At 66.3% G+C, this 21,702-nt stretch carries 21 protein-coding genes; 12 read left to right on the forward strand and 9 right to left on the reverse strand.

Translation table 11 applies throughout. The features are described 5' to 3' along the window. Positions 1-61 precede the first annotated feature (61 nt). From GH660_RS02625 to GH660_RS02640, 4 genes are read left to right on the forward strand one after another with little or no spacing between them, the layout of a single operon-like run. Complete coding sequence (locus GH660_RS02625) at positions 62-1,516, forward strand: murein hydrolase activator EnvC (protein ID WP_228276328.1); 1,455 nt, start codon at positions 62-64, stop codon at positions 1,514-1,516. Next, entirely contained in the window at positions 1,498-2,922 is a 1,425-nt protein-coding gene (locus GH660_RS02630; protein WP_153145009.1) for a S41 family peptidase, read from the forward strand. The genes GH660_RS02625 and GH660_RS02630 overlap by 19 nt, the downstream gene beginning before the upstream one ends. Before the next feature lie 20 nt (positions 2,923-2,942). After that, positions 2,943-3,344, forward strand: a complete 402-nt coding sequence (locus GH660_RS02635; protein WP_153145010.1) for a hypothetical protein — start codon at positions 2,943-2,945, stop codon at positions 3,342-3,344. Then, positions 3,341-4,168 (forward strand): molybdopterin-synthase adenylyltransferase MoeB, encoded by an 828-nt coding sequence (locus GH660_RS02640; RefSeq protein WP_153145011.1) that lies wholly within the window; start codon positions 3,341-3,343, stop codon positions 4,166-4,168. Before GH660_RS02635 ends, GH660_RS02640 begins: the two co-directional genes overlap by 4 nt. Here GH660_RS02640 and ribD read toward each other — a convergent pair. Genes ribD through GH660_RS02660 form a run of 4 tightly spaced genes read right to left on the reverse strand, consistent with a single transcriptional unit; the run spans position 4,083 to position 7,576 of the window. Then, positions 4,083-5,171 (reverse strand): bifunctional diaminohydroxyphosphoribosylaminopyrimidine deaminase/5-amino-6-(5-phosphoribosylamino)uracil reductase RibD, encoded by a 1,089-nt coding sequence (gene ribD, locus GH660_RS02645; protein WP_153145012.1) that lies wholly within the window; start codon positions 5,169-5,171, stop codon positions 4,083-4,085. The two genes, GH660_RS02640 and ribD, sit on opposite strands and share 86 nt — an antisense overlap. Beyond that, positions 5,168-5,632: a transcriptional regulator NrdR gene (gene nrdR, locus GH660_RS02650; protein ID WP_153145013.1), complete on the reverse strand. Its 465-nt coding sequence runs from the start codon at positions 5,630-5,632 to the stop codon at positions 5,168-5,170. Before nrdR ends, ribD begins: the two co-directional genes overlap by 4 nt. A gap of 6 nt (positions 5,633-5,638) precedes the next feature. Next, positions 5,639-6,889, reverse strand: coding sequence for a serine hydroxymethyltransferase (gene glyA / locus GH660_RS02655; RefSeq protein WP_153145014.1), 1,251 nt, complete (start codon positions 6,887-6,889; stop codon positions 5,639-5,641). Positions 6,890-6,928: 39 nt separating this feature from the next. Beyond that, entirely contained in the window at positions 6,929-7,576 is a 648-nt protein-coding gene (locus tag GH660_RS02660; RefSeq protein WP_153145015.1) for a histidine phosphatase family protein, read from the reverse strand. 103 nt (positions 7,577-7,679) lie between these two features. Here GH660_RS02660 and GH660_RS02665 point away from each other — a divergent pair, with 103 nt between their 5' ends. The 3 genes from GH660_RS02665 (at position 7,680) to GH660_RS02675 (ending at position 10,361) form a co-directional block, all read left to right on the forward strand. Next, a complete protein-coding gene (locus tag GH660_RS02665; protein ID WP_153145016.1) occupies positions 7,680-8,273 on the forward strand; it encodes a TRAP transporter small permease subunit in 594 nt (197 codons plus the stop codon). Beyond that, positions 8,273-9,742: a TRAP transporter large permease subunit gene (locus GH660_RS02670; protein WP_153145017.1), complete on the forward strand. Its 1,470-nt coding sequence runs from the start codon at positions 8,273-8,275 to the stop codon at positions 9,740-9,742. The genes GH660_RS02665 and GH660_RS02670 overlap by 1 nt, the downstream gene beginning before the upstream one ends. A gap of 154 nt (positions 9,743-9,896) precedes the next feature. Then, positions 9,897-10,361 (forward strand): Dps family protein, encoded by a 465-nt coding sequence (locus tag GH660_RS02675; protein ID WP_153145018.1) that lies wholly within the window; start codon positions 9,897-9,899, stop codon positions 10,359-10,361. A 67-nt stretch (positions 10,362-10,428) separates the two neighbouring features. On the opposite strand, the gene GH660_RS02680 is transcribed toward GH660_RS02675, so the two are convergent. Together GH660_RS02680 and pmbA are read right to left on the reverse strand one after the other, a co-directional pair. Then, complete coding sequence (locus GH660_RS02680) at positions 10,429-11,517, reverse strand: TRAP transporter substrate-binding protein (protein WP_153145019.1); 1,089 nt, start codon at positions 11,515-11,517, stop codon at positions 10,429-10,431. Positions 11,518-11,616: 99 nt separating this feature from the next. Continuing rightward, entirely contained in the window at positions 11,617-12,960 is a 1,344-nt protein-coding gene (pmbA, locus tag GH660_RS02685; protein ID WP_153145020.1) for a metalloprotease PmbA, read from the reverse strand. Between the two features lie 69 nt (positions 12,961-13,029). On the opposite strand from pmbA, the gene yjgA reads away from it, so the two are divergent. Together yjgA and mog are read left to right on the forward strand one after the other, a co-directional pair. Beyond that, a complete protein-coding gene (gene yjgA, locus GH660_RS02690) occupies positions 13,030-13,554 on the forward strand; it encodes a ribosome biogenesis factor YjgA (RefSeq protein ID WP_153145021.1) in 525 nt (174 codons plus the stop codon). After that, a complete protein-coding gene (gene mog / locus GH660_RS02695; RefSeq protein ID WP_153145022.1) occupies positions 13,541-14,128 on the forward strand; it encodes a molybdopterin adenylyltransferase in 588 nt (195 codons plus the stop codon). Before yjgA ends, mog begins: the two co-directional genes overlap by 14 nt. A gap of 4 nt (positions 14,129-14,132) precedes the next feature. On the opposite strand, the gene GH660_RS02700 is transcribed toward mog, so the two are convergent. Together GH660_RS02700 and GH660_RS02705 are read right to left on the reverse strand one after the other, a co-directional pair. Next, on the reverse strand, positions 14,133-15,689 hold the full coding sequence (locus tag GH660_RS02700) for a hypothetical protein (protein WP_153145023.1): 1,557 nt from the start codon (positions 15,687-15,689) through the stop codon (positions 14,133-14,135). A gap of 85 nt (positions 15,690-15,774) precedes the next feature. Continuing rightward, the gene (locus GH660_RS02705; protein ID WP_194266209.1) at positions 15,775-16,542 is read right to left on the reverse strand and encodes a hypothetical protein; all 768 of its coding nucleotides are present in this window, start codon (positions 16,540-16,542) and stop codon (positions 15,775-15,777) included. Positions 16,543-16,661: 119 nt separating this feature from the next. On the opposite strand from GH660_RS02705, the gene GH660_RS02710 reads away from it, so the two are divergent. The 3 genes from GH660_RS02710 to GH660_RS02720 all read left to right on the forward strand — a co-directional run bounded on the left by GH660_RS02710 (position 16,662) and on the right by GH660_RS02720 (position 20,182). After that, positions 16,662-17,456, forward strand: a complete 795-nt coding sequence (locus tag GH660_RS02710) for a thymidylate synthase (protein ID WP_153145025.1) — start codon at positions 16,662-16,664, stop codon at positions 17,454-17,456. Between the two features lie 107 nt (positions 17,457-17,563). After that, positions 17,564-18,490 (forward strand): glucokinase, encoded by a 927-nt coding sequence (gene glk, locus GH660_RS02715; protein WP_153145026.1) that lies wholly within the window; start codon positions 17,564-17,566, stop codon positions 18,488-18,490. Positions 18,491-18,610: 120 nt separating this feature from the next. Further along, entirely contained in the window at positions 18,611-20,182 is a 1,572-nt protein-coding gene (locus tag GH660_RS02720) for a carboxylesterase (RefSeq protein WP_153145027.1), read from the forward strand. Between the two features lie 66 nt (positions 20,183-20,248). Here GH660_RS02720 and GH660_RS02725 read toward each other — a convergent pair whose 3' ends face one another. Continuing rightward, positions 20,249-21,700, reverse strand: coding sequence for a GntP family permease (locus tag GH660_RS02725; RefSeq protein WP_153145028.1), 1,452 nt, complete (start codon positions 21,698-21,700; stop codon positions 20,249-20,251). Between the last annotated feature and the right edge of the window lie 2 nt (positions 21,701-21,702).

Raw genomic sequence — 21,702 nt, forward strand, 5'->3', positions numbered from 1 at the left:
ATAAAATCGCATGTCATCCGCCGCGCGGCGGGCGACACCGACCCAGGGACAGCAGAACACATTGTCAAACACGCCAGGCATCGAAACGCGGGTAGCGACCAGGCCGCTGGCAGCGGCGATTTTCGCCGCCGTGCTGCTATGGCCGCCCCTGGGCGGTGCGCAGTCGGCGAAAACCAGGGCGAAAACGCCCCCGCCGGCATCGCCGGAAATCGCCGAGAAGCAGGCCGACCTCGGCGAACTGCGCAGCCGCATCGAAGGCCTGCGCAAGGAGCTCAGCGCCAGCGAAGAGAGCAAGGCCGACGCCGGCGACCGCCTGCGCGAATCGGAACGCCAGATCTCCCGCCTGCAACGCGAATTGCACGAACTCGGCGACCAGCGCGGTCAACTGCAAAAACAGCTGCAAAACCTGGAACAGCAGTCGAAGGAACTGGCCGGCACCCTGGGCCAGCAGCAAAGCCAGCTCGAAAAGCTGCTCTACCGGCAATACCTGCGCGGCACCCCGGATTCCCTGCAACTGCTGCTCAATGGCGACGACCCGAACCAGATCGCGCGCGACCTGCACTATCTCTCGGCCATCGCCCTGTCGCGCGCCGAACTGATGGGCGAAATCAACGCCACGCTGGAGCGCAAGAAGGCGCTGGCCGCCGACGCCAGGGAGCGCGCCGGCGAGATCAGGGAAGTCGAGGCGCAGCAGCAGGAGCGCCACGCCGAATTGCAGAAGCAGCGCGAGGAACGCAAGACGCTCTACGCCCAGGTGTCCGACAAGGTCTCCGCCCAGCGCAAGGAAATCGGCAACCTGCAACAGAATGAAAGACGCCTGACCGAACTGATCGACCGCCTGTCGAAGATACTCGCGGCGCAGGCTGCACAGGCCGCCCGCGCTGCAGAAGCGGCCCGTGCGGCGGACGCGGCGCGCGCCACCGAGGCCGCCCGCCTGGCCGAAGCGGCGAAACGCAGGGAACGGGACAAGGAACGCGAAAAGGAGCGGGACAGGACGCCGGCCAGCGCACGGCCGCACGAGGAGGAAAGGGAGGCGCCGCGACCGCCCCCGGCCAGCGAACCGGCGCGTCCGAAAGCGGTCGAAGCGGAGAACCGTTACGAACCGGCGGCTAGCGATGGCAGTTTCGCCCGCCAGAAGGGGAATTTGCGCCTGCCGGTGCGCGGCACGGTGGCCGGCCGCTTCGGCACCCCGCGCGACGGCGGCGGCACCTGGCGCGGCCTGTTCATCAAGGCTAGTACCGGCAGCGACGTCAAGGCGGTGGCCGGCGGACGCGTGGTGTTCGCCGAATGGATGCGCGGTTTCGGCAATCTGCTGATCGTCGACCACGGCGATTCGTATCTTTCGATCTACGGCAACAACGACTCGCTGCTCAAACAGGTCGGGCAGGCAGTCAAAGGCGGTGAAACCCTGGCGACCGTCGGCAACAGCGGGGGCAATCCGGAATCCGGTTTATACTTCGAAATCCGCCACCAGGGGCAACCGATCGACCCGATGAAATGGGCAAGTCTGAAATGAGCAAAGCGAAAACAATTGGTTTGGTAGTCGGCGGCTTCATCGCCGGCGCACTGATCAGCCTGCACGTCCCGGCGCTCGCCGAAAAGGACGCCAAGGCCGGTCTTCCGATCGACGAACTGCGCACCTTCGCCGAGGTTTACAGCGCCATCAAGCAGGGCTACGTCGAACCGGTCGAAGACAAGACCATGATCAACAATGCCATTTCCGGCATGCTGTCCAACCTCGACCCGCACTCCGCCTATCTCGACGCCGACGCCTTCAAGGACCTGCAGGTCGGCACCCAGGGCGAATTCGGCGGCCTCGGCATCGAGGTCGGCATGGAAGACGGGCTGGTCAAGGTCGTTTCGCCGATCGAGGACACCCCGGCCTACCGCGCCGGCGTCAAGGCCGGCGACCTGATCTTCAAGCTCGACGACACCCCGGTCAAGGGGCTGACGCTCAACGAAGCCGTCAAGAAGATGCGCGGCAAGCCGAAGACCTCGATCCGCCTGTCGATCATCCGCAAGGGCGAGACCAAGCCGATCGAACTGACGCTGGTGCGCGAGGTCATCAAGGTCCAGAGTGTCAAGTCCAAGCTGATCGAACCCGGTTACGGCTGGGTGCGCATCACGCAATTCCAGGAAAACACCGTCGCCGACCTGGCCAAGGCGCTGACCGCGCTGTACAAGCAGGGGCCACTGCAGGGTCTGGTGCTCGACCTGCGCAACGACCCCGGCGGCCTGCTCAACAGCGCCATCGGCGTTTCGGCGGCCTTCCTGCCGCCCGACGTCAAGGTCGTGTCGACCGACGGCCGCACCGCCGATGCCAAGCAGGAATTCCTGGCCCGTCCGCAGGACTACCTGCGCGGCACGCGCGAGGATCCGCTCAAGAGCATGCCGATCGAAGCCAAGAAGGTACCGATGGTGATCCTGATCAACAGCGGTTCGGCCTCGGCCTCCGAGATCGTCGCCGGCGCCCTGCAGGACTACAAGCGTGCCGTCGTTCTCGGCACCCAGAGCTTCGGCAAGGGCTCGGTCCAGTCGGTCGTGCCCCTGCCCGGCAACTCGGCGATCAAGCTGACCACCGCCCGCTACTACACCCCCGACGGCCGCTCGATCCAGGCCAAGGGCATCGTGCCGGACATCGTGGTCGAGGAGACGCCGAACGGCAGCGGCAGCGGTACCCGCGTGCGCGAAGCCGACCTCGATCGCCATCTGGTCAACGACCGCGACAAGGAGGCCGGCAAGGAGGCGCCGAAGCCGCAGGCCGCCAAGCCCGCCAAACCGGCCAAGGACAAGAACAACAAGGACGAGGCGGAAGACGAACCCCTAGAACGTCTGGAATACGCCAGCAAGAAGGACCACCAGTTCCAGCAGGCGCTGAACCTTCTCAAGGGTTTGCAGATCATGCAGAATAAGGCGCAGTAGTCCATTCATCGGGAGGGATGATGACCAGCGGAGACCTCAGGAAAAAACGCGAGATCCTGTTTTCCAAGTTTCCGCCCGGCCAGGTGCCGGAGGCGGCGGACGACCTCAAGCATCTCGAGGAAGTTGAGGTGCAGCCGAAATTCGAGAAACGCTCGGTCGGCGTCGCCTACGAACTCTCGCAGCACACGCTGCGCGAGCTTGACGAGCACCTGATCGACAAGGGCTACCATCTCGACAACACGCTGCTGACCAAGCTGACCCGCGCCCTGATCTACTACGTCGAGGATACCCAGCTGCACAACATGGGTGCTCCCGAGAAGCGCCTCAAGCGCTCGTCGCAGGAAGCCTACGTCAAGGCCTGGGAACACCACCCGCACGGCGACCACGACGACACCCCGCCGGAGTGGCGCGAATACAAGTGACGGACGAGCAGCTTCTCCGCTACAGCCGCCACATACTGCTGGACGCCCTGGGAATCGAAGGACAGGAACGCATCCTCGCCACCCATGCGCTGATCGTCGGCGCCGGCGGGCTGGGCTCGCCGGCGGCGCTCTATCTCGCCTCGGCGGGAATCGGCAAAATCACCCTGGTCGACGACGACACGGTCGATTTCACCAATCTGCAACGGCAGATCCTCCATACCCAGGCCCGCGTCGGGATGGCAAAGGCGGAATCGGGCCGGGAAGCGTTGGCCGCGATCAACCCGGACATCACGATCGTTCCCCTGCAGCAACGCCTGTCCGGTGAAGCGCTCGACGCCTTGGTCGCCAGCGCCGACATCGTGCTCGACTGCACCGACAATTTCGCCACCCGCCACGCCATCAACCGCGCCTGCGTGCACCACCGCAAGCCGCTGGTATCGGGCGCTGCCATCCGCTTCGACGGCCAGATCAGCGTCTACGACCTGCGCCGCGACGACGCACCGTGCTACCACTGTCTGTTTCCCGAAGGCGAGGACGTCGAGGAAGTCCGCTGCGCCGTGATGGGCGTCTTCGCGCCGCTGACCGGCATCATCGGCACCATGCAGGCTGCCGAGGCACTCAAGCTGGCCGCCGGCATCGGCGAAAGCCTGAGCGGCCGCCTGCTGCTGCTCGATGCGCTGGAAATGGAATGGCGTACCGTGAAGTTCCGCCGGGACGCTGGTTGTACGGTGTGCGGGACTAACGGAGACGGGCGATCAGGCGAATATCTTCGCCGATCTGCCGCAGATCGCGAATCGCCAGCAGGCGCTTGCCGTCCAGGCTAGTCAGTTCCGGCAGGTTGAATAGGCCGCTCGCCGCGTGGCCGATCAGGCAGGGCGCCAGGTAGAGCAGCAACTCGTCGACCAGCCCCTCGCGCAGCAGCGAGCCGTTCAGCTTGAAGCCGGCCTCGGCATGCACCTCGTTGATGCCGCGGCGACCCAGTTCTTCCAGCAGATCCTTAAGCTCGACCTTGCCGTGCGGATTGGGCAGCACGACCACCTCGGCACCGGCCGCGCGCAGCGAATCTGCCCTTTTTTCGTCGTCGACCGCAGCCGCCACCAGAACCGGCCCGCCGCGCAGAATCTTCGCGGTAGGCGGGGTTTCCAGCTTGCTATCCACCACCACCCGCAGCGGCTGGCGCGGCGTGTCGACCTCGCGCACCGAGAGTTGTGGGTCGTCGTCGCGCACGGTGCCGATGCCGGTCACGATGGCGCACGCCCGCGCCCGCCAGCGATGGCCGTCGCGTCGCGCCGCCGGCCCGGTGATCCACTGGCTGATGCCGTTATTCAACGCCGTCTTGCCATCCAGGCTGGCCGCCACCTTCAGGCGTAGCCAAGGACGGCCGCGGGTCATGCGCGAAACGAACCCGATGTTGAGTTCGCGCGCTTCGTTCTCCAGCAGGCCACTGGCCGTTGCGATGCCGGCCGCCTTCAGCATGGCCAACCCCTGACCGGCGACCAGCGGATTGGGATCGCCCATCGCCGCCACCACGCGGGCGACGCCGGCAGCAATCAGTGCCTCCGCGCACGGCGGCGTACGGCCATGGTGACTGCATGGTTCCAGGGTAACGTAGGCGGTGGCGCCGCGCGCCAGTTCGCCGGCGGCGCGCAAGGCATGCACTTCGGCATGCGGCTCACCAGCTCGCTCGTGCCAGCCCTCGCCGACGACTTCGCCGTCGCGCACCAGCACGCAGCCGACGCGCGGATTGGGCGACGTCGTCCACAGCCCGCGCTCGGCCAATTGCAAGGCGCGCGCCATCATGCCGTGGTCGACGGCGGAAAAGCTCATTTTTTGCGGGGAGTCGGCGAGACTTCGCGGATCGCCTTCGAGAACGCATCCACGTCCTCGAAATTGCGATAGACCGAAGCGAAGCGGATGTAGGCCACCTTGTCGAGCTTCTTCAACTCGCGCATGACCAGTTCGCCGAGTTGCTGCGTGCTCACTTCGCGCTCGCCGGCGGTGAGCAGGCGTTCCTCGATGTCGGCCACGGCGGCGTCGACCGACTCCATCGACACCGGCCGCTTGCGCAAGGCCAATTCGAGGCTGGCGCGCAGCTTGTCGCGACTGTATTCGGTGCGCAGGCCGTTCTTCTTGACCACCTGCGGCAACTGGATTTCCGCCCGCTCGTAGGTCGTGAACCGCTTGTCGCAGGCATTGCACTTCCGGCGGCGGCGGACGACGTCGCCCTCGTCGTTCAGACGGGTATCGGCGACCGCCGTTTCATCCGCGCCGCAGAAAGGGCATTTCACGGGCGATCAGGCACCGTAGACCGGGAACTTCTTGCACAGCTCGGCGACCTTGGCGCGCACGGTGGCGGCCACGGCCTCGTCGTGCGGCGCATCGAGCACGTCGGCGACAAGGTGGGCGACCGTCTCGGCCTCGATCTCGGTGAAGCCGCGCGTCGTCATCGCCGGCGAGCCGATGCGGATGCCGGAGGTGACGAAGGGCTTCTGCGGGTCGTTCGGGATGCCGTTCTTGTTGACCGTGATGTGGGCGCGGCCCAGCGCGGCCTCGGCATCCTTGCCGGTGATGTTCTTGGCGCGCAGGTCGAGCAGGAAGACGTGGCTCTCGGTGCGCCCGGAAACGACGCGCAGGCCACGCTCCTCGGCCAGCACGCGGGCCATGACACGGGCGTTGGCGATGACCTGTTCCTGGTAGTTGCGGAACTCGGGCTTCGCCGCCTCCTTGAAGGCGACGGCCTTGGCGGCGATGACGTGCATCAGCGGACCGCCCTGCAGGCCGGGGAAGATGGCGGAGTTGATCGCCTTCTCGTGCTCGGCCTTCATCAGCACGATGCCGCCGCGCGGGCCGCGCAGGGTCTTGTGCGTGGTCGAGGTGACGACGTCGGCATGCGGCACCGGGTTCGGGTAGAAGCCGGCGGCGATCAGGCCGGCGTAGTGAGCCATGTCGACCATGAAGATGGCGCCGACTTCCTTGGCGATCTTGGCGAAGCGCTCGAAGTCGATGCGCAGGGCGTAGGCCGAGGCGCCGGCGATGATCAGGCGCGGCTTGTGCTCGCGGGCCAGCGCTTCCATGCGCGGGTAGTCGATCTCTTCCTTGTCGTTGAGGCCGTAGGAGACGACGTTGAACCACTTGCCGGACATGTTGAGCGCCATGCCGTGCGTCAGGTGGCCGCCTTCGGCGAGGCTCATGCCCATGATGGTATCGCCCGGCTTGCAGAAGGCCATCAGCACCGCCTGGTTGGCCTGCGAGCCCGAGTTCGGCTGGACGTTGGCGGCTTCGGCGCCGAACAGCTTCTTGAGGCGGTCGATGGCCAGCTGCTCGGCGACGTCGACATGCTCGCAGCCGCCGTAATAGCGCTTGCCGGGATAGCCTTCGGCGTACTTGTTGGTCAGCTGCGAGCCCTGGGCTTCCATGACGGCCTTGCTGACGTAGTTTTCGGACGCGATCAGTTCGATGTGGTCTTCCTGACGCTGGTTTTCGGCCGTAACGGCCTGCCAGAGTTCGGGGTCAACTTTTGCCAGGGTGTCTTTCGCGGAAAACATGGGGAGAGCCTCAAGCCATTGAAAAGGGCGCGAATTTTATCACGAAGGCAACTCGTCGAGGGCGCCCGCCTCGAGGTGCGCGGTTTCGCCCCAGGTTTCGATGCGCCAGGCGCCGTCGACCGCAACGATCCAGTTGAGGCCGGCGTTCGGGATCAGGAAGTCGCGCGGCGTTTCCAGGCTGTTGCCGCGGACGAAGCGGTTGACGATGTCGAGGACGCCGCCATGGACGACGATGGCGACGTTCCGGCCGCAATGTGCGGCAGCGATTTCCCGGATCTTCCCGGTGACGCGGGCGTACATCGCCGTCAGGCTTTCGCCGTTCTCGAAATCGTAATCGGCGTTGCGCCCCTCGAAGGCGGCATAGCCGTCCGGATGGCGCGCCCGCGCCTCGTCGTAGGTCAGTCCCTCGAACACCCCGTAGCGGCGCTCGCGCAGTTCCGGCACCGGCTGCGGCGCCAGCCCGAGGGCCCGGCCGATGGCCTCGGCGGTGTGCCACGCCCGCTTGAGGTCGCTGCCGTAGAGCGCCGCGATGCCGGCCGTCTGCAACCAGCGACCGGCAGCGGCCGCCTGGCGCCGGCCGGTATCGTTGAGCCCGATGTCGATCTGGCCCTGGATGCGGCGCTCGGCATTCCATTCCGTTTCGCCGTGGCGCACCAGGCAGATGCGGGTTGTAGGGATTTCCACCATGTTCGACCTATGACCTTCGCTGTAAATTCTGCCCGGTGGGATTTTCCATTTACCCCGGACGCATCTAGAAGCCGGGCATTTTATCAACCGAGGAGGACTTTTCGTGACCCTTCTGCTCAAGCTCTCGCAGCTGATCGACTGGCTCATCGAGCGGGTCGGCAAAGGCGCGTTCTGGCTGGTGCTGGTGATGACCGTCATCAGCGCCGGCAACGCCGTCGTTCGCTTCACCTTCAACTACAGTTCGAACGGCCTGCTGGAAATCCAGTGGTACCTGTTCGCCGCCGTCTTCCTGCTGTGCTCCCCGTACACGCTGCAGAAGAACGAGCACGTGCGCATCGACGTGCTCTCCGGCAAACTCTCGCCACGCGGTCTGGCGGTGATCGACATCATCGGCACCCTGTTCTTCCTGCTGCCGATGGTCGTCCTCGTCCTCTGGCTGTCGATTCCGCTGGTCGCCGAGTCGTACAAGATCAGCGAGATGTCGGCCAACGCCGGCGGCCTGATCCGCTGGCCGGTGAAGATCCTGCTGCCGATCGGCTTTACGCTGCTCGCCATCCAGGGTATTTCCGAGCTGATCAAGCGCATCGCCTTCCTGGCCGGCATGATCGACGACCCGAACGCCAAGGAGAAAGCGCCGAGCGCCGAAGAAGAACTGGCCGCCGCCATTGCCGCCGCCAAAGCCAAGGAGGCCAAATAATGGCTGAGTTCATCATCGCCAACATGGCGCCGCTGATGTTCGGCGCCCTCGTGCTGTTCCTGCTGTTCGGCTACCCGGTCGCTTTCGCCCTGGCCGCCAACGGCATCGTCTTCGGCCTCATCGGCATCGAACTCGGGCTGCTCCAGCCAGCACTTTTCCAGGCGCTGCCGGAACGCATCTTCGGCATCATGGCCAACGACACGCTGCTGGCCATTCCCTTCTTCACCTTCATGGGCCTGATCCTCGAACGATCCGGCATGGCCGAGGACCTCCTGGACACCATCGGCCAGTTGTTCGGTCCGCTGCGCGGCGGCCTGGCCTTCGCAGTGATCTTCGTCGGCGCCCTGCTCGCCGCGACGACCGGCGTGGTGGCCGCCTCGGTGATTTCGATGGGCCTCATCTCGCTGCCGATCATGCTGCGCTACGGCTACGACAAGCGGCTGGCTTCCGGCGTCATCGCCGCTTCCGGCACGCTGGCGCAGATCATTCCGCCCTCGCTGGTACTGATCATCATGGCCGACCAGCTCGGCAAGTCGGTCGGCGACATGTACGAAGGCGCGATGATTCCCGGCCTGGTGCTGACTGGCCTCTACGTCGGTTACGTCGTCCTGCTGACGCTGATCAAACCCAACGCCGCCCCGGCCCTGCCACCGGAAGCGCGCACCCTGCGCGGCATCAAGCTTTTCGTCCGCGTCATCACGACGATGGTGCCGCCGCTGCTGCTGATCTTCCTCGTTCTCGGCACCATCTTCCTCGGCATCGCGACGCCGACCGAAGGTGGCGCCATGGGCGCGGCCGGCGCGCTGATCCTCGCCATCGGCCGCAAGCGACTGTCCTGGAAGCTGCTCAAGCAGGCGATGGCAACCACCGGCAAGCTGTCGTCCTTCGTCGTCTTCATCCTCGTCGGCTCGACCGTGTTCGGCCTCGTCTTCCGCGCGGTCAACGGCGACCTCTGGGTCGAGCATCTGCTGCTCTCGCTGCCGGGCGGCCAGATGGGCTTCCTGATCGTGGTCAACATCCTGGTTTTCCTGCTCGCCTTCTTCCTCGACTTCTTCGAGCTGTCCTTCATCATCGTGCCGCTGCTGGCGCCGGTGGCGGACAAGCTGGGCATCGACCTGATCTGGTTCGGCGTGCTGCTCGCGGTCAACATGCAAACCTCATTCATGCACCCGCCTTTCGGCTTCGCGCTGTTCTACCTGCGCTCGGTGGCCCCGGCCTCGATCAAGACGACGGACATCTACTGGGGCGCCATCCCCTTCGTCTGCATCCAGATCATCATGGTCGCGCTGATCATCATCTTCCCCAACATCGTCAGCTACGGCGACCCGGAAGCCAAGGCGCGGATGGAGCAGAGCGAGTCGGTCGACCTCGACACCCTGATGCAGCAGTCGGGGGGCGAAGCTGCCGGCGGCGAGCAGAAGGATACCGGCGCCGACTTCCTGAAGCAGTTGCAGCAGAACGAAAAATAGAATCTACCGGCAAGACGGATCAAACGGGGCTGCGGCCCCGTTTTTCTTTTCGGGCATAGGCGCAGCCAATCGCCCCCATATGCCATCCCAATTTGAAAATTGGCGGTCGGGCTGTCAGAATGAAGTCACCCAAATAACCGCAAGGGAGACTGTCATGGATATCGGCATTTCCAAGAAGGATCGCGAAAAGATCGCCGACGGCCTGTCGCACCTGCTCGCCGATTCGTTCACCCTCTACCTGAAGACGCACAACTACCACTGGAACGTGACCGGGCCGATGTTCAACACCCTGCACGTGATGTTCATGGAGCAATACACCGAGTTGTGGAACGCGCTCGACATGATCGCCGAGCGCATCCGTGCCCTTGGCGTCGCCGCGCCCGGCTCCTTCAGCGAGTTCGCCAAGCTGACGGTCATCAAGGAAAGCGAAGGCACGCCCAACGCCACCGAGATGATCAAGCAACTGGTCGCCGGCCAGGAAGCCGTGACCAAGACGGCGCGCAGCATCTTCCCGATCGTCGACAAGGCCGGCGACGAGCCGACCGCCGACCTGCTGACGCAGCGCATGCAGATCCACGAAAAGAACGCCTGGATGCTGCGCAGCCTGCTCGAAAGCTGAGCGCCGCGCCGGCCTGAAATAAAAAACCCGCGAAATTCGCGGGTTTTTTGTGGTCGACCGCAGCGGTCTATTTGTGCGTCTGGTTGAAGCTGTCCATCCGCATTTCGGCGACACTGAACCAGGCATTCTGCGTTTTCCGGTACTTGTCGAACTCGGTGTAGATCTTCTTGAACGCCGGGTTCTTCGCCGATTCGTCGGCGTACAGCTGCTGTGCCGCCTTGTAGGCGCCTTCCATGATGTCGTTCGGATAGGCCTGCAGCTTGACGCCGTTCTGCAGCAGACGCGACAGGGCACCCGGGTTCTTGTGGTCGTATTCGGCCATCATCGTCACGTTGGCCTCGTAGGCGGCCGCCTGGAAGGCTTCCTGGTATTCCTTGGGCAGCTTGTCCCATTCCTTCTTGTTCACGAAGAAGTGGATGACCGGGCCCGGTTCCCACCAGCCCGGGTAGTAGTAGTTCTTGGCGACCTTGAAGAAGCCGAGCTTTTCGTCGTCGTAGGGGCCGACCCACTCGGCGGCGTCGATGGTGCCCTTTTCCAGCGCCGGGTAGATGTCGCCGCCGGCGATCTGCTGCGGCACGGCGCCCAGCGCCGCGAAAACGTTGCCGCCGAGACCGGCGATGCGGATCTTCAGGCCCTCGACGTCCTTCAGCGACTTGACTTCCTTGCGGAACCAGCCGCCCATCTGGACGCCGGTGTTGCCGCCGGCGAAGGAGAGGACGTTGTAGTTGCTGTAGAACTCGTCGAGCAGCTTCTGACCGCCGCCGTAGTAGATCCAGGCGTTCATCTGACGGGCGTTCATGCCGAACGGCACGGCGGTGCCGAAGCCGAAGGTCTTGTCCTTGCCGACGTAGTAGTACGAGCAGGTGTGGCAGCACTCGACGGTGCCCTGCTGCACAGCATCCAGCGCCTGCAGGCCGGGAACGATCTCGCCGCCCGGGAAGACGCGAATGTCGAACTTGCCGCCGGTCATCGCGCGCAGGCGGTTGGCGAGCACGTCGGCGCCGCCGTAGATGGTGTCAAGGCTCTTCGGGAAGCTCGAGGTCAGGCGCCACTTGACGGTGGGCTGGGACTGGGCGATCGCCGGCGCGGCCAGCGTGGTGGCGGCGCCGGCAGCGGCGCCTACGGATGCTTTCTTCAGAAAATCACGACGTTGCATATTGTCTCCTTCGGGGGTAATTGGGAACGTCAGGCAAATTGCCCCCCGATTCTAGCCAAAGCAACGCTTTTGGCGAGTTGCGGAAAACCCTAACCCGCCCTACTCGCCGGCCACCGTCATGCGCTCGACCAGGATCGAGCCGGATTGCTTCGAACCGCGCACGTGGACGTCGTTGCCGACGGCGACGATGCCGGCCAGCATCGCCCTGAGGTTGCCGGCGATGGTGATTTCCTCGACCGGGTAGGCGATCCGGCCGTCTTCGATCCAGAAGCCGGCGGCGCCGCGCGAGTAGTCGCCGGTCACGTAGTTGATGCCCTGGCCGAGCAGTTCGGTGACCAGCAGGCCGCGCCCCATGTGCGCCAGCAGGCCGGCGCGGTCGAGGGTGCCCGGCTCGATGATCAGGTTGTGGCTGCCGCCGGCGTTGCCGGTGGTCTGCATGCCCAGCTTGCGCGCCGTGTAGGCGCTGAGGAAATAGCCTTGCAGGATGCCGCCGGCGACCACCTCGCGGTCGCGCGTCGCCACGCCGTCGCTGTCGAAGGCCGCGCTGCCGAGGCCGCGCCGGATGTGCGGCCGTTCGCTGATATTGACGAAGTCCGGCATCACGCGCTTGCCGAGCTGTTCGAGAAGGAACGAGGACTTGCGGTACAGCGCGCCGCCGCTCGCCGCATGCACCAGGCTGCCGAGCAGGCCGGCGGCCAGCGGCGCCTCGAACAGCACGGGGCAGTCGCCGGTCCTGACCTTGCGCCCGCCGAGCCGTGCGACCGCCCGTTCGGCGGCGATGCGGCCGACGCTGGCCGCGTCGTCCAGCTCGTCGGCGCAGCGGCGGGTGGTGTACCAGTCGTCGCGCTGCATCGCCTCCTGCTCGCCGGCGATCACCGAGCACGAAATATAGTGGCGCGAGGTCGGGTAGCCGCCCATGAAGCCGAGGCTGTTGGCGGAAACGAAATGCGCCTGCTGGGTGGACACCGAGGCGCCTTCCGAATTGCTGACCAGCGGGCTGGCGTCGAAGGCCGCCTGCTCGCAGCGCCGCGCCGTCGCGATCGCATCCTCCACGGTCAACGCCCACGGATGGTACAAATCCAGATCCGGGCAAGTGCCGGCCATCAGGGCCGCGTCGGCCAGCCCGGCGCAGTCGTCCACGGCCGTGAAGCGGGCGATGTCGAGCGCCGCCTCGACCGTTTCGCGCAACGCCTGCGGCGAGAAATCGGAGGTACTGGCGTAGCCCTTGCGCTGGCCGGCGTAGATGGTGATGCCGATGCCCTTGTCGCGGTTGAACTCGATGGTCTCGACCTCGTCGCAGCGGACGCCGACCGACTGCCCGAAGCCTTCGGAAACGTCGACCTCGCAGGCGGTCGCGCCCTTCTCCCGGGCATGTTTGAGAACATCCTCGGCCAGTTGCTGCAGGGTGGCGAAAGGATAGGAAAAGCTTGCGACGTCTGGCATGAAAGGGGCGTCCGGGCGGGAAAATCGTTATCATAGCAGGCCGATATTGCCCGCCCCCGCCCGCCATCCATGCAAGACGAAGATTTCACCGAAGACACCGGCCGCCCGTCCAAGACCAAGAAGAAGGAGGCGATGCACGAACTGCAGGATCTCGGCGCCGAACTGGTCGAGCTTTCGGTCGGGCAGTTGAAGCGCATCAACCTGCCCGAAAACATCTTCGACGCCGTGCGGGAGTGCCAGAAGATCACCGCCCACGGTGCCCGCCGCCGGCAGATCCAGTATCTCGGCAAGCTGATGCGCAGCGCCGACGACGCGCCGATCCGCGCCGGCCTGGCCCTGCTGCGCGGCGAATCATCCGCCGAAACCGCCCGCCTGCACCGTCTGGAGCGCTTCCGCGCGCGCCTGCTGGAAGATGAAACGGTGCTCGCCGAAATCACCGCCACCTGGCCCGGCGCCGATCTCCAGCAGCTGCGCCAGCTGCGCCGCAACGCGCTCAAGGAGCAGGAAGCCGGCAAGCCGCCGAAGAGCTTCCGCGCCATTTTCCAGGTTCTCCAGGAACTCGATCAACAGGGAGCCGCGCATGCCGCAGAATGAAGAACTGGTCATCGGCCTGGTGTCGATCAGCGACCGCGCCTCGACCGGCGTTTATGAAGACAAGGGCATCCCGGCCCTGCAGGAATGGCTGGCCGGCGCGCTGACCAGCCCGTGGCGGGCTGAAACGCGGCTGATCGCCGACGACCGGCCGACCATTGAAAACACCCTCGTGGAACTGGTCGACCGCAGCCGGTGCCACCTGGTGCTGACCACCGGCGGCACCGGCCCGGCGCCACGTGACGTCACGCCGGAAGCGACGCTGGCCGTTGCCGACAAGGAAATGCCCGGCTTCGGCGAGGAGATGCGGCGCATCAGCCTGAATTTCGTGCCGACCGCCATCCTCTCGCGGCAGGTCGCCGTCATCCGCAGGCAGGCCCTGATCATCAACCTGCCCGGCCAGCCGAAGTCGATCCGGGAAACCCTGGAAGGCGTGCGCGGCGCCGACGGCCAGGTGACCCACGTCGGCATCTTCGCTGCCGTGCCCTACTGCATCGACCTGATCGGCGGCCCCTACGCCGAAACCAACGAAGCGGTGATCAAGGCCTGGCGCCCGAAAACGGCGCTCCGCAAGTGACGGTTCAGGCCGGCGCCAGCGGACGGAAACGCGCCAGCTCGTAATCGGCCGCCTGTTCGCCGATGGCCACCGGGCTCAACGGGATGCGCCGGCCGTCCTGTTCGTACTCCAGGGTTTCGCGCAGGCTGAACGACGCGAACGGCATGACGATGCGCACTTCGCCCGGAGCATTGCCGTCGCGCAACAGCAGGGCCGGCATGCCGGCGGCCGCCGCATAGGTCGACGCGGCACGCGTCTTCAGTTCGATCGGCGTCACCTGCAGGGCCAGCAACTCGACGCCGACCTGGACCCCGGCGTCGCCCATGCGCTGATAGCGGCGCACAATGCCGACCAGCCAGGTGGCGCCGCCTTCCGGCTGCAGCGCCAAAAGGGCGCCGATCCTGAGCCACTCGCCCGGAATATTGTTGACCAGCGCCCCGAAGCCGCCGCGGCTGACGTTCTCGACGATCCAACTCTCCACCGGCGGCTCGCCCGCCTGTCCTGGCTGTCCCGCCAGTTTCCCGGCGAGGGCCAGGCGCACGTCGTTCAGCCCGTGCACGACCAGCGCCCGCTGCTTGACGTTGTGCCGGTCATGGCGCCGCTGCGGCGGGACCGGCGCCAGGTAGGCGGCGAGATGGCGCAGCGCCGGCAGCAGCGCCCGTGCATGGTATTGCCCGCCCAGGGCGAGGTCGCCCGGCACGTCGTGCCCCAGTTCGAGGTCGTGCAGCAGCTTTTCGATCGCGGCATGCGCCGTTCCCGGCTTGAAGAAGCGCTGGGTGGGCGTGGCGCAGGACGGCATGCGCGCCAGCCGCATCGGCGGCGCCGGTTGCGCCAGGTCGACCCAATAGACGCTGTCCGCCTGGGCGGTCGCGGAAAAGACGAAGCCGGGCAGGAAATGGGCGATGAGCCGCTCGGCCAGTTCGATCTCCAGCGGCAGCAGGCTGCCCATCGACGCCGCCTGGAAGGCGACGGCCTTGACGAACTCCTGCTGCGGGCTGCTCACCCCGGAAACGCCCTCGCGCAACTGCAGGCTGCGTCCGGCCACGCCGGCGCCCTCGGCCGCCAGCAGGGCCGCCCCGAGGCGCTGCCAGAGGCCGCCGGCCGCCGGCCCGTAATGGAACTGTTCCCACTTGAGCACGCCGGCGAGCGCCGAGATGAGGCGCGCGGTCAGGGCCGGCAGGACCTGGCGAATCTGCTCGCCGACCCGCGTCTTCTGGCCGAGCGCCTGCAGGCAGCGCTCGTAGCCGGAAGCCAGCAGGCTCCAGAAACCGTGATGGATGGTCCACAGGCGCTTTTCCTCGGCGCGGGAAAGGCGCGGGGCGTGGAGATAGTCGCGCGCCTGGCGCCGGAGATGCGGCTGCGCCGCGTCGTCGAGGCGGCTGAGCGCCTCGTAGAGACGGTCCTCGGGAAAGTCCCGGGTGCCCTGCAGCGACTCCAGCCAGCCGATGATCTCGTCGATCGCCTTGAAGGTGTTGTCGGCCGGGATGTCGCCGATGATGCGCCGCAATTCGCGGGAATCCGCCAGCGGGTGATCCGTCTTCGTCCCGCCGATCCGGCGCAGGCTGAGCAACCTTTCCAGCATTTCTCCCCCGGACACTGATTGATCGGAATTGGCTGACCGTTTTTTGTGAATTCTATCGCGAAGCGGCGCACTGCCGTCCAGCGGATTACTTGCTGATCATCTGCAGCGCGCGCACGACCGGCAGCTTCGAAACCTGGATCCAGCCATCCAGCGGGCGCGTCAGCTCGACAATCAGGAAGATGGCGCCCGACATCGAAAGCGCGCAGGCAAGCAGGGCGATGGCGGCGGTCGAATTGCGCGGGGCGATGAGGCCGAGGCCGATGAACAGCAGGAATACCCAGGTAATCAGCACCAGCAACAGGATGAGCGGCAGCCCGGCCTGCATCTGCTCGAACAGCAGCCAGCGCTCCACCGAAATGTCGCCCGCCAGTTGCAGGGCGCGGCTTTTCAGGTGCTCCTGAATAGCATTCCCCGGCTCCAGGCGGCGGATGCCCTGCAGGACATCGTCCCAGGAGCGCTCGCCGTCCGCGTCCCGGAGCAGGCTCGCCGTGTCCGGCCGCCCGCTCGCCGGCCAGATCCGCGCCTCCATCGCCACCACCTTGTCGCGCACGGCGGCACGCACCGGCTGCGTCTCGGGACCGTAGTCGAGCAGGACACGGTTGAGTTCGATGACCTTCGCGCCCTCGACGGCGATGGCGGCGTTGGCGGTATCGAAGGTACCCTTCGCCGAACCGACGAGCATGCCGAGAATCAGCGCGACCAGCGTCGCCATGACGCCGACGGCGATCTTCAGGAGGTCCCGGGTTTCCTCCTGTTCGTGATGTGGCGGTAGCTGGTGGCGCCACATCATGGTCAGCAGCATGCCGCCGCAACTGCCACACAGGGCGAGAATCGCTATCATCCAGGCATCCATGCTCCCCTCCCGAGCCATTACAGCCGTAGCCGGCCACGCTGCCCGGGGCATTATAGTCCCGCACCGACACCGGCAACCTGTAGAATTCCCTTCCCATTCTCTTCGCCGCCCCGGGAACCATGCAGCAATACCTCGACCTGATGCGCCACGTGCTGGAGCACGGCCACGACAAAGCCGACCGCACCGGTACCGGCACCCGCTCCGTTTTCGGTTGGCAGATGCGCTTCGACCTGGCGCAGGGTTTCCCGATGGTGACGACCAAGAAGCTGCACCTCAAGTCGATCATCCACGAACTGCTGTGGTTCCTGCAGGGCGACACCAATATCGCCTACCTCAAGGAAAACGGCGTCCGCATCTGGGACGAATGGGCCGACGAGAACGGCGACCTCGGGCCGGTCTACGGCAAGCAGTGGCGGCGCTGGGAAACGCCGGACGGCCGCGTCGTCGACCAGATCGCGCAACTCGTCCAGAGCCTCAGGAACAACCCGGACTCGCGTCGCCATATCGTTTCCGCCTGGAACCCGGGCGACGTCGACCACATGGCCCTGCCGCCCTGTCACTGCCTGTTCCAGTTCTACGTCGCCGGCGGCCGGCTCTCCTGCCAGCTCTACCAGCGCAGCGCCGACATCTTCCTCGGCGTGCCCTTCAACATTGCCTCCTATGCGCTGCTGACCCTGATGCTGGCCCAGGTCTGCGGCTATCGGCCCGGCGAGTTCGTGCACACCTTCGGCGACGCCCATCTCTATTCCAACCACTTCGAGCAGGCCCGGCTGCAACTGTCGCGCACACCGCGCGCGCTGCCGACGATGTGGATCAATCCCGCGGTCGATGACGTTTTCGCCTTCAGATTCGAGGACTTCCGCCTCGACGGCTACGACCCGCACCCGCACATCGCCGCCCCCGTCGCAGTCTAGGGCATGTTCACAGCAAGCGACGGGCTGCGCAAGGGACTGGCGCGGAGGCAGCGCAAGACGCCGGTCGCGCGGTGCTGTGATCCGCACAAGCGGGCGGCAACGCGGCAATGATCCTCGGCGGCGATCTCGGCGGCACCAAGACCCTGCTGGCGCTCGCCGAGCCGGATGACGGCGGTATTCGCATCGTCCGCCAGCAGCGCTACGCCAGCGCCGACTACCCGAGTTTCGACGCGCTGCTCGGCGAGTTCCTCGCCGACGCCCCGGCGATCGCCGCCGCGTGTTTCGGCGTCGCCGGCCCGACCGACGGTCGCAGCGTTCAGCTCACCTACCTGCCGTGGCAGCTCGACGCCGACGAGCTATGCCGCCGCTTCGGCATCGGCCGGGTCACGCTGGCCAACGATTTCGCTGCCGCCGCCCATGGTCTGCCGTTGGTGGAAGAGAAGCAGGTGCTCACTTTGCATGCTGGCCGGCCGCTCGCCCGGGCACCGCGCGTCATCCTCGGCGCCGGCACCGGCCTCGGCGTCGCCGGGCTGGTCTGGGAAGCCGACTGCTACCGCGTCATCCCCGGCGAAGGCGGCCACCTCGGCTTCGCGCCGCAAACGCCGCAGCAGGGCGAACTCTGGGCCTGGCTGCTGGAACGCAACGGCCGCGTGACGACCGAGGACGTCGTGTCCGGCCCCGGGCTGGCGCGAATTCATGCCTTTCTGGGCGGTCGACCGCAACTGCCGGCCGCTATCGGCCGGGCCGCCCTCGCCGGCAGCGATCCGCTGGCCCGGCAGGCGCTCGAACTCTGGCTCGCCTGCTACGGCGCCTTCGCCGGCGACCTCGCGCTGCACTGGCTGGCGCGCGGCGGCGTCTACCTCGCCGGCGGCATCGCCGGCAAGCTGCTGCCGCACACCGATTGCGCACCCTTCATGACTGCCTTCCTCGCCAAGCGCGAGCATCGCGGGCTGGTGCAGGACATGCCGGTTCATCTGCTGACCGCCGAGGATCTCGGCCTGCGCGGCGCGCTGGCGCTGGCGAGCGCCACGTAGGCGCCCGGTACGCGCCGCAGGGCAAGGCGTCCTGCTATCATCCGCTGACCAGAAAACAATGCGCCGGGCATTTCGTGCGCGCCGCACCGCCAGCCAACACTCCGCGAACCACCACAAACCATGTCCAAGCTGAAAAAAAGCGCCAAGATCTTCTTGCTCCTGATCGCCGTCGCCGTCGGCACCTTCTTCGCCGTGCGCATCTACGATTCACGCCAGATGCCGCCGCTGGACAGCTGGCACACCTACGTGCCCAGTGAAATGAGCGCCAAGGCGATGGACGCCGGCGACTGGGCCGCCTACCTGAAGACCGAGGACGCGCTCTTCAAGGCGGTGCGCAGCGAAGTCAGCGACAGGATTTCGCCGGAAGCGCAAACGCCGTTCAACCGCTACTACCCCGAGAGCGTCATCTACCCGCCGCGCTACGCCCAGGACTGGAACCGTTCCTACGTGATGGCGCCGGCCGGCAAGCCGGTCGGCGCCGCCGTCCTGCTGCACGGCCTGACCGACTCGCCCTACAGCCTGCGGCACATCGCCCGCCGCTATGCCGCCGACGGCTTCGTCGTCATCGCCATCCGCCTGCCCGGCCACGGCACCGTGCCGGCCGGCCTCAGCAATGTCCGCTGGGAGGACTGGATGGCCGCCACCCGCCTGGCGGTCCGCGAAGCCAGGCGGCTCACCGACCCGGCGGCGCCGCTGCATCTTGTCGGCTTTTCCAACGGCGGCGCGCTGGCCGTCAAGTATGCCCTCGACGCCGCCGAGAACGACCAGCTGGCGCGCCCTGACCGCCTGATCCTCCTCTCGCCGATGATCGGCATCACCCGTTTCGCCCGCCTGACCGGCATCGCCGGCCTGCCGGCGGTGCTGCCCTCGTTCGCCAAGGCGGCATGGCTGAGCATCGTCCCGGAATTCAACCCGTTCAAGTACAACTCCTTCCCGGTCAACGGCGGCCGCCAGTCCTTCCGCCTGACCCAGGCGCTGCAGGAGCAGATCGTCCGCATGGCAGGCAAGGACGGCATGACGACGCTGGCGCCGGTCCTGACCTTCCAGTCGGTCATGGATTTCACCGTCAGCACGCGGGCGATCATCGCCTCGCTCTACGCCTACCTGCCGGCCAACGGCAGCGAACTGGTGCTGTTCGACGTCAACCGCTCGGTCGAGTTCGGCCCCCTGCTGCGCCGTTCGGCCGAAACTGCGCTCGCCCGCATCATGCCGGAACTGCCGCAGCCCTACCGGATCACCGTAGTCGGCAATGAGCGCGCCGACCCGATGACCACCTTCGCCCGCATCGTCGACGCCGGCAGCACGACCGAGCGGGTCCAGCCGCTGGCCGTGCGCTACCCGCCGGAAATCTTCTCGATGTCGCACGTATCGATCCCGTTCCCGCTGACCGACCCGCTCTACGGGCTGCATCCCGATACCTCGCAGGAGGATTTCGGCGTCCAGCTCGGCACCCTGGCACCGCGCGGCGAACGCGGCGCGCTGGTGGTCAACATGGATTTCCTCTCGCGCGTCGCCTCCAACCCCTTCTTCCCGTTCATGATCGAGCGCATCGAGGAAGGCATCCGCGACCCGCGACCTAAGGTAGTGACCGTCCAGCCAAGCACCGCCTACAAGAAGGTGCCGCAACCGGACGCGGCGGAAATCGAGGCCTATCTGACCGAACTGGTGCCCGAGGCGCAGGCAACGCCCTGAGGAGTCGCCCAATGAAAAACGGCCCCGGAAATCGGGGCCGTTCTTGTTTCTAGCAGGAGAGTTGCGCTAGAACGAACCGAACATCCCGCCGAGGACGATGACTGCGACCAAGGCAAGCAAGGCGCTGACGACGCAGCACATCACGATGTCGATGTAGCTCTTGCTGTGGGTCGAGCCGCAGACGGCGAGCAAGGTGATGACCGCGCCGTTGTGCGGCAGGCTGTCCAGGGTACCGGCGCCGATCACCGCGATGCGATGCAGCAGAGCCGGGTCGATTCCCTGTTGCTCGGCGATCGCCAGATAGACCGGGCCCAGCGCCTCGAGGGCGATGGTCATGCCGCCCGAGGCCGAGCCGGTCAGCGCGGCGAGCACGTTGGTCGAAACGGCCAGCGAAACCAGCGGTCCGCCGTCGATCGACAGCACCCAATCGGCCACCGCTGCGAAGGCTGGCAAGGATGCGACCACCGCACCGAAACCGACCAGGCTGGCGACGCTGATGATGGGCAGCACCGAGGCGTTGGCGCCGGCATCGACCGAGGCGCGCAGCTCGCTCAGGCGCTTCCGGTTGAGCGCCACGAGCACCAGGATGGCGACAATCAGGGCGACGATGACCGACCAGATGCCGCTGACCGAGGCGATCGAGATGCCACCCCATTGGGGCTCGGCAAGGAAGCTGGTATCGAGGCGCGGAATCACCAGCATCGACATCGTCAGGTTGACGAGGACGACGGCGATCAGCGGCAAGGCCGCGACCAGGACGCCGGGCTGCTCCGGGCTGTGGTGACCGCGCTTGAGCTCGGCCGGATCGAAGGCGCTGGTACTCGTCGCGCGTTCGCGAACGTCCGGGTTCTCGCACGCCACCTCGACCGTGCTGCCGCTCTCGCCATAACCCTCCCCGGCCAGGCGCGCCTTGCGCTCGGCGCGCAGCAGCCACCACATGCCGAAGCCGAACATGATGCCCGAGGCGACGAGACCCAGCCCGGGCGCCGCGAACGGCGTGGTGCCGAAAAAGGGCATCGGGATGGCGTTCTGGACGGCCGGCGTACCCGGCATCGCCGACATCGTGAAGGTCATGGTGCCCAGCGCGACCGCCCCCGGCGTCAAGCGGTTCGGGATGTTGGCCGCCCGGAACAGCCCCTGCGCCATCGGCACGATGACGAACAGCGCAACGAAAAGACTGACGCCGCCGTAGGTAACGATGGCGCCGGCCAGGACGACCGCCAGGATGGCCCGCTTGGCCCCGAGCTTGTCGGTCATGAACTGGGCGATCGTATTCACCGAACCGCTGTCGTCCATCAGCTTGCCGAAGATGGCGCCGAGCAGGAAGAGCGGGAAGAATTGTGCAACGAATCCGGCCGCCGCCCCCATGAAGGTCTGCGTCCAGTGTGCCAGCAGCGGGTCGCCGGCGAACAGCGCGGCGACCATGGCCGCCAGCGGCGCCAGCACCAGCACGGTCCAGCTGCGGAACGAGAGGCCGACCAGCACGGCGAGGCCGAGAAGAATACCAAGCAGTCCCATGG

It is taken from the genome of Dechloromonas sp. H13, from assembly GCF_009469615.1.
Lineage (GTDB): Bacteria > Pseudomonadota > Gammaproteobacteria > Burkholderiales > Rhodocyclaceae > Azonexus.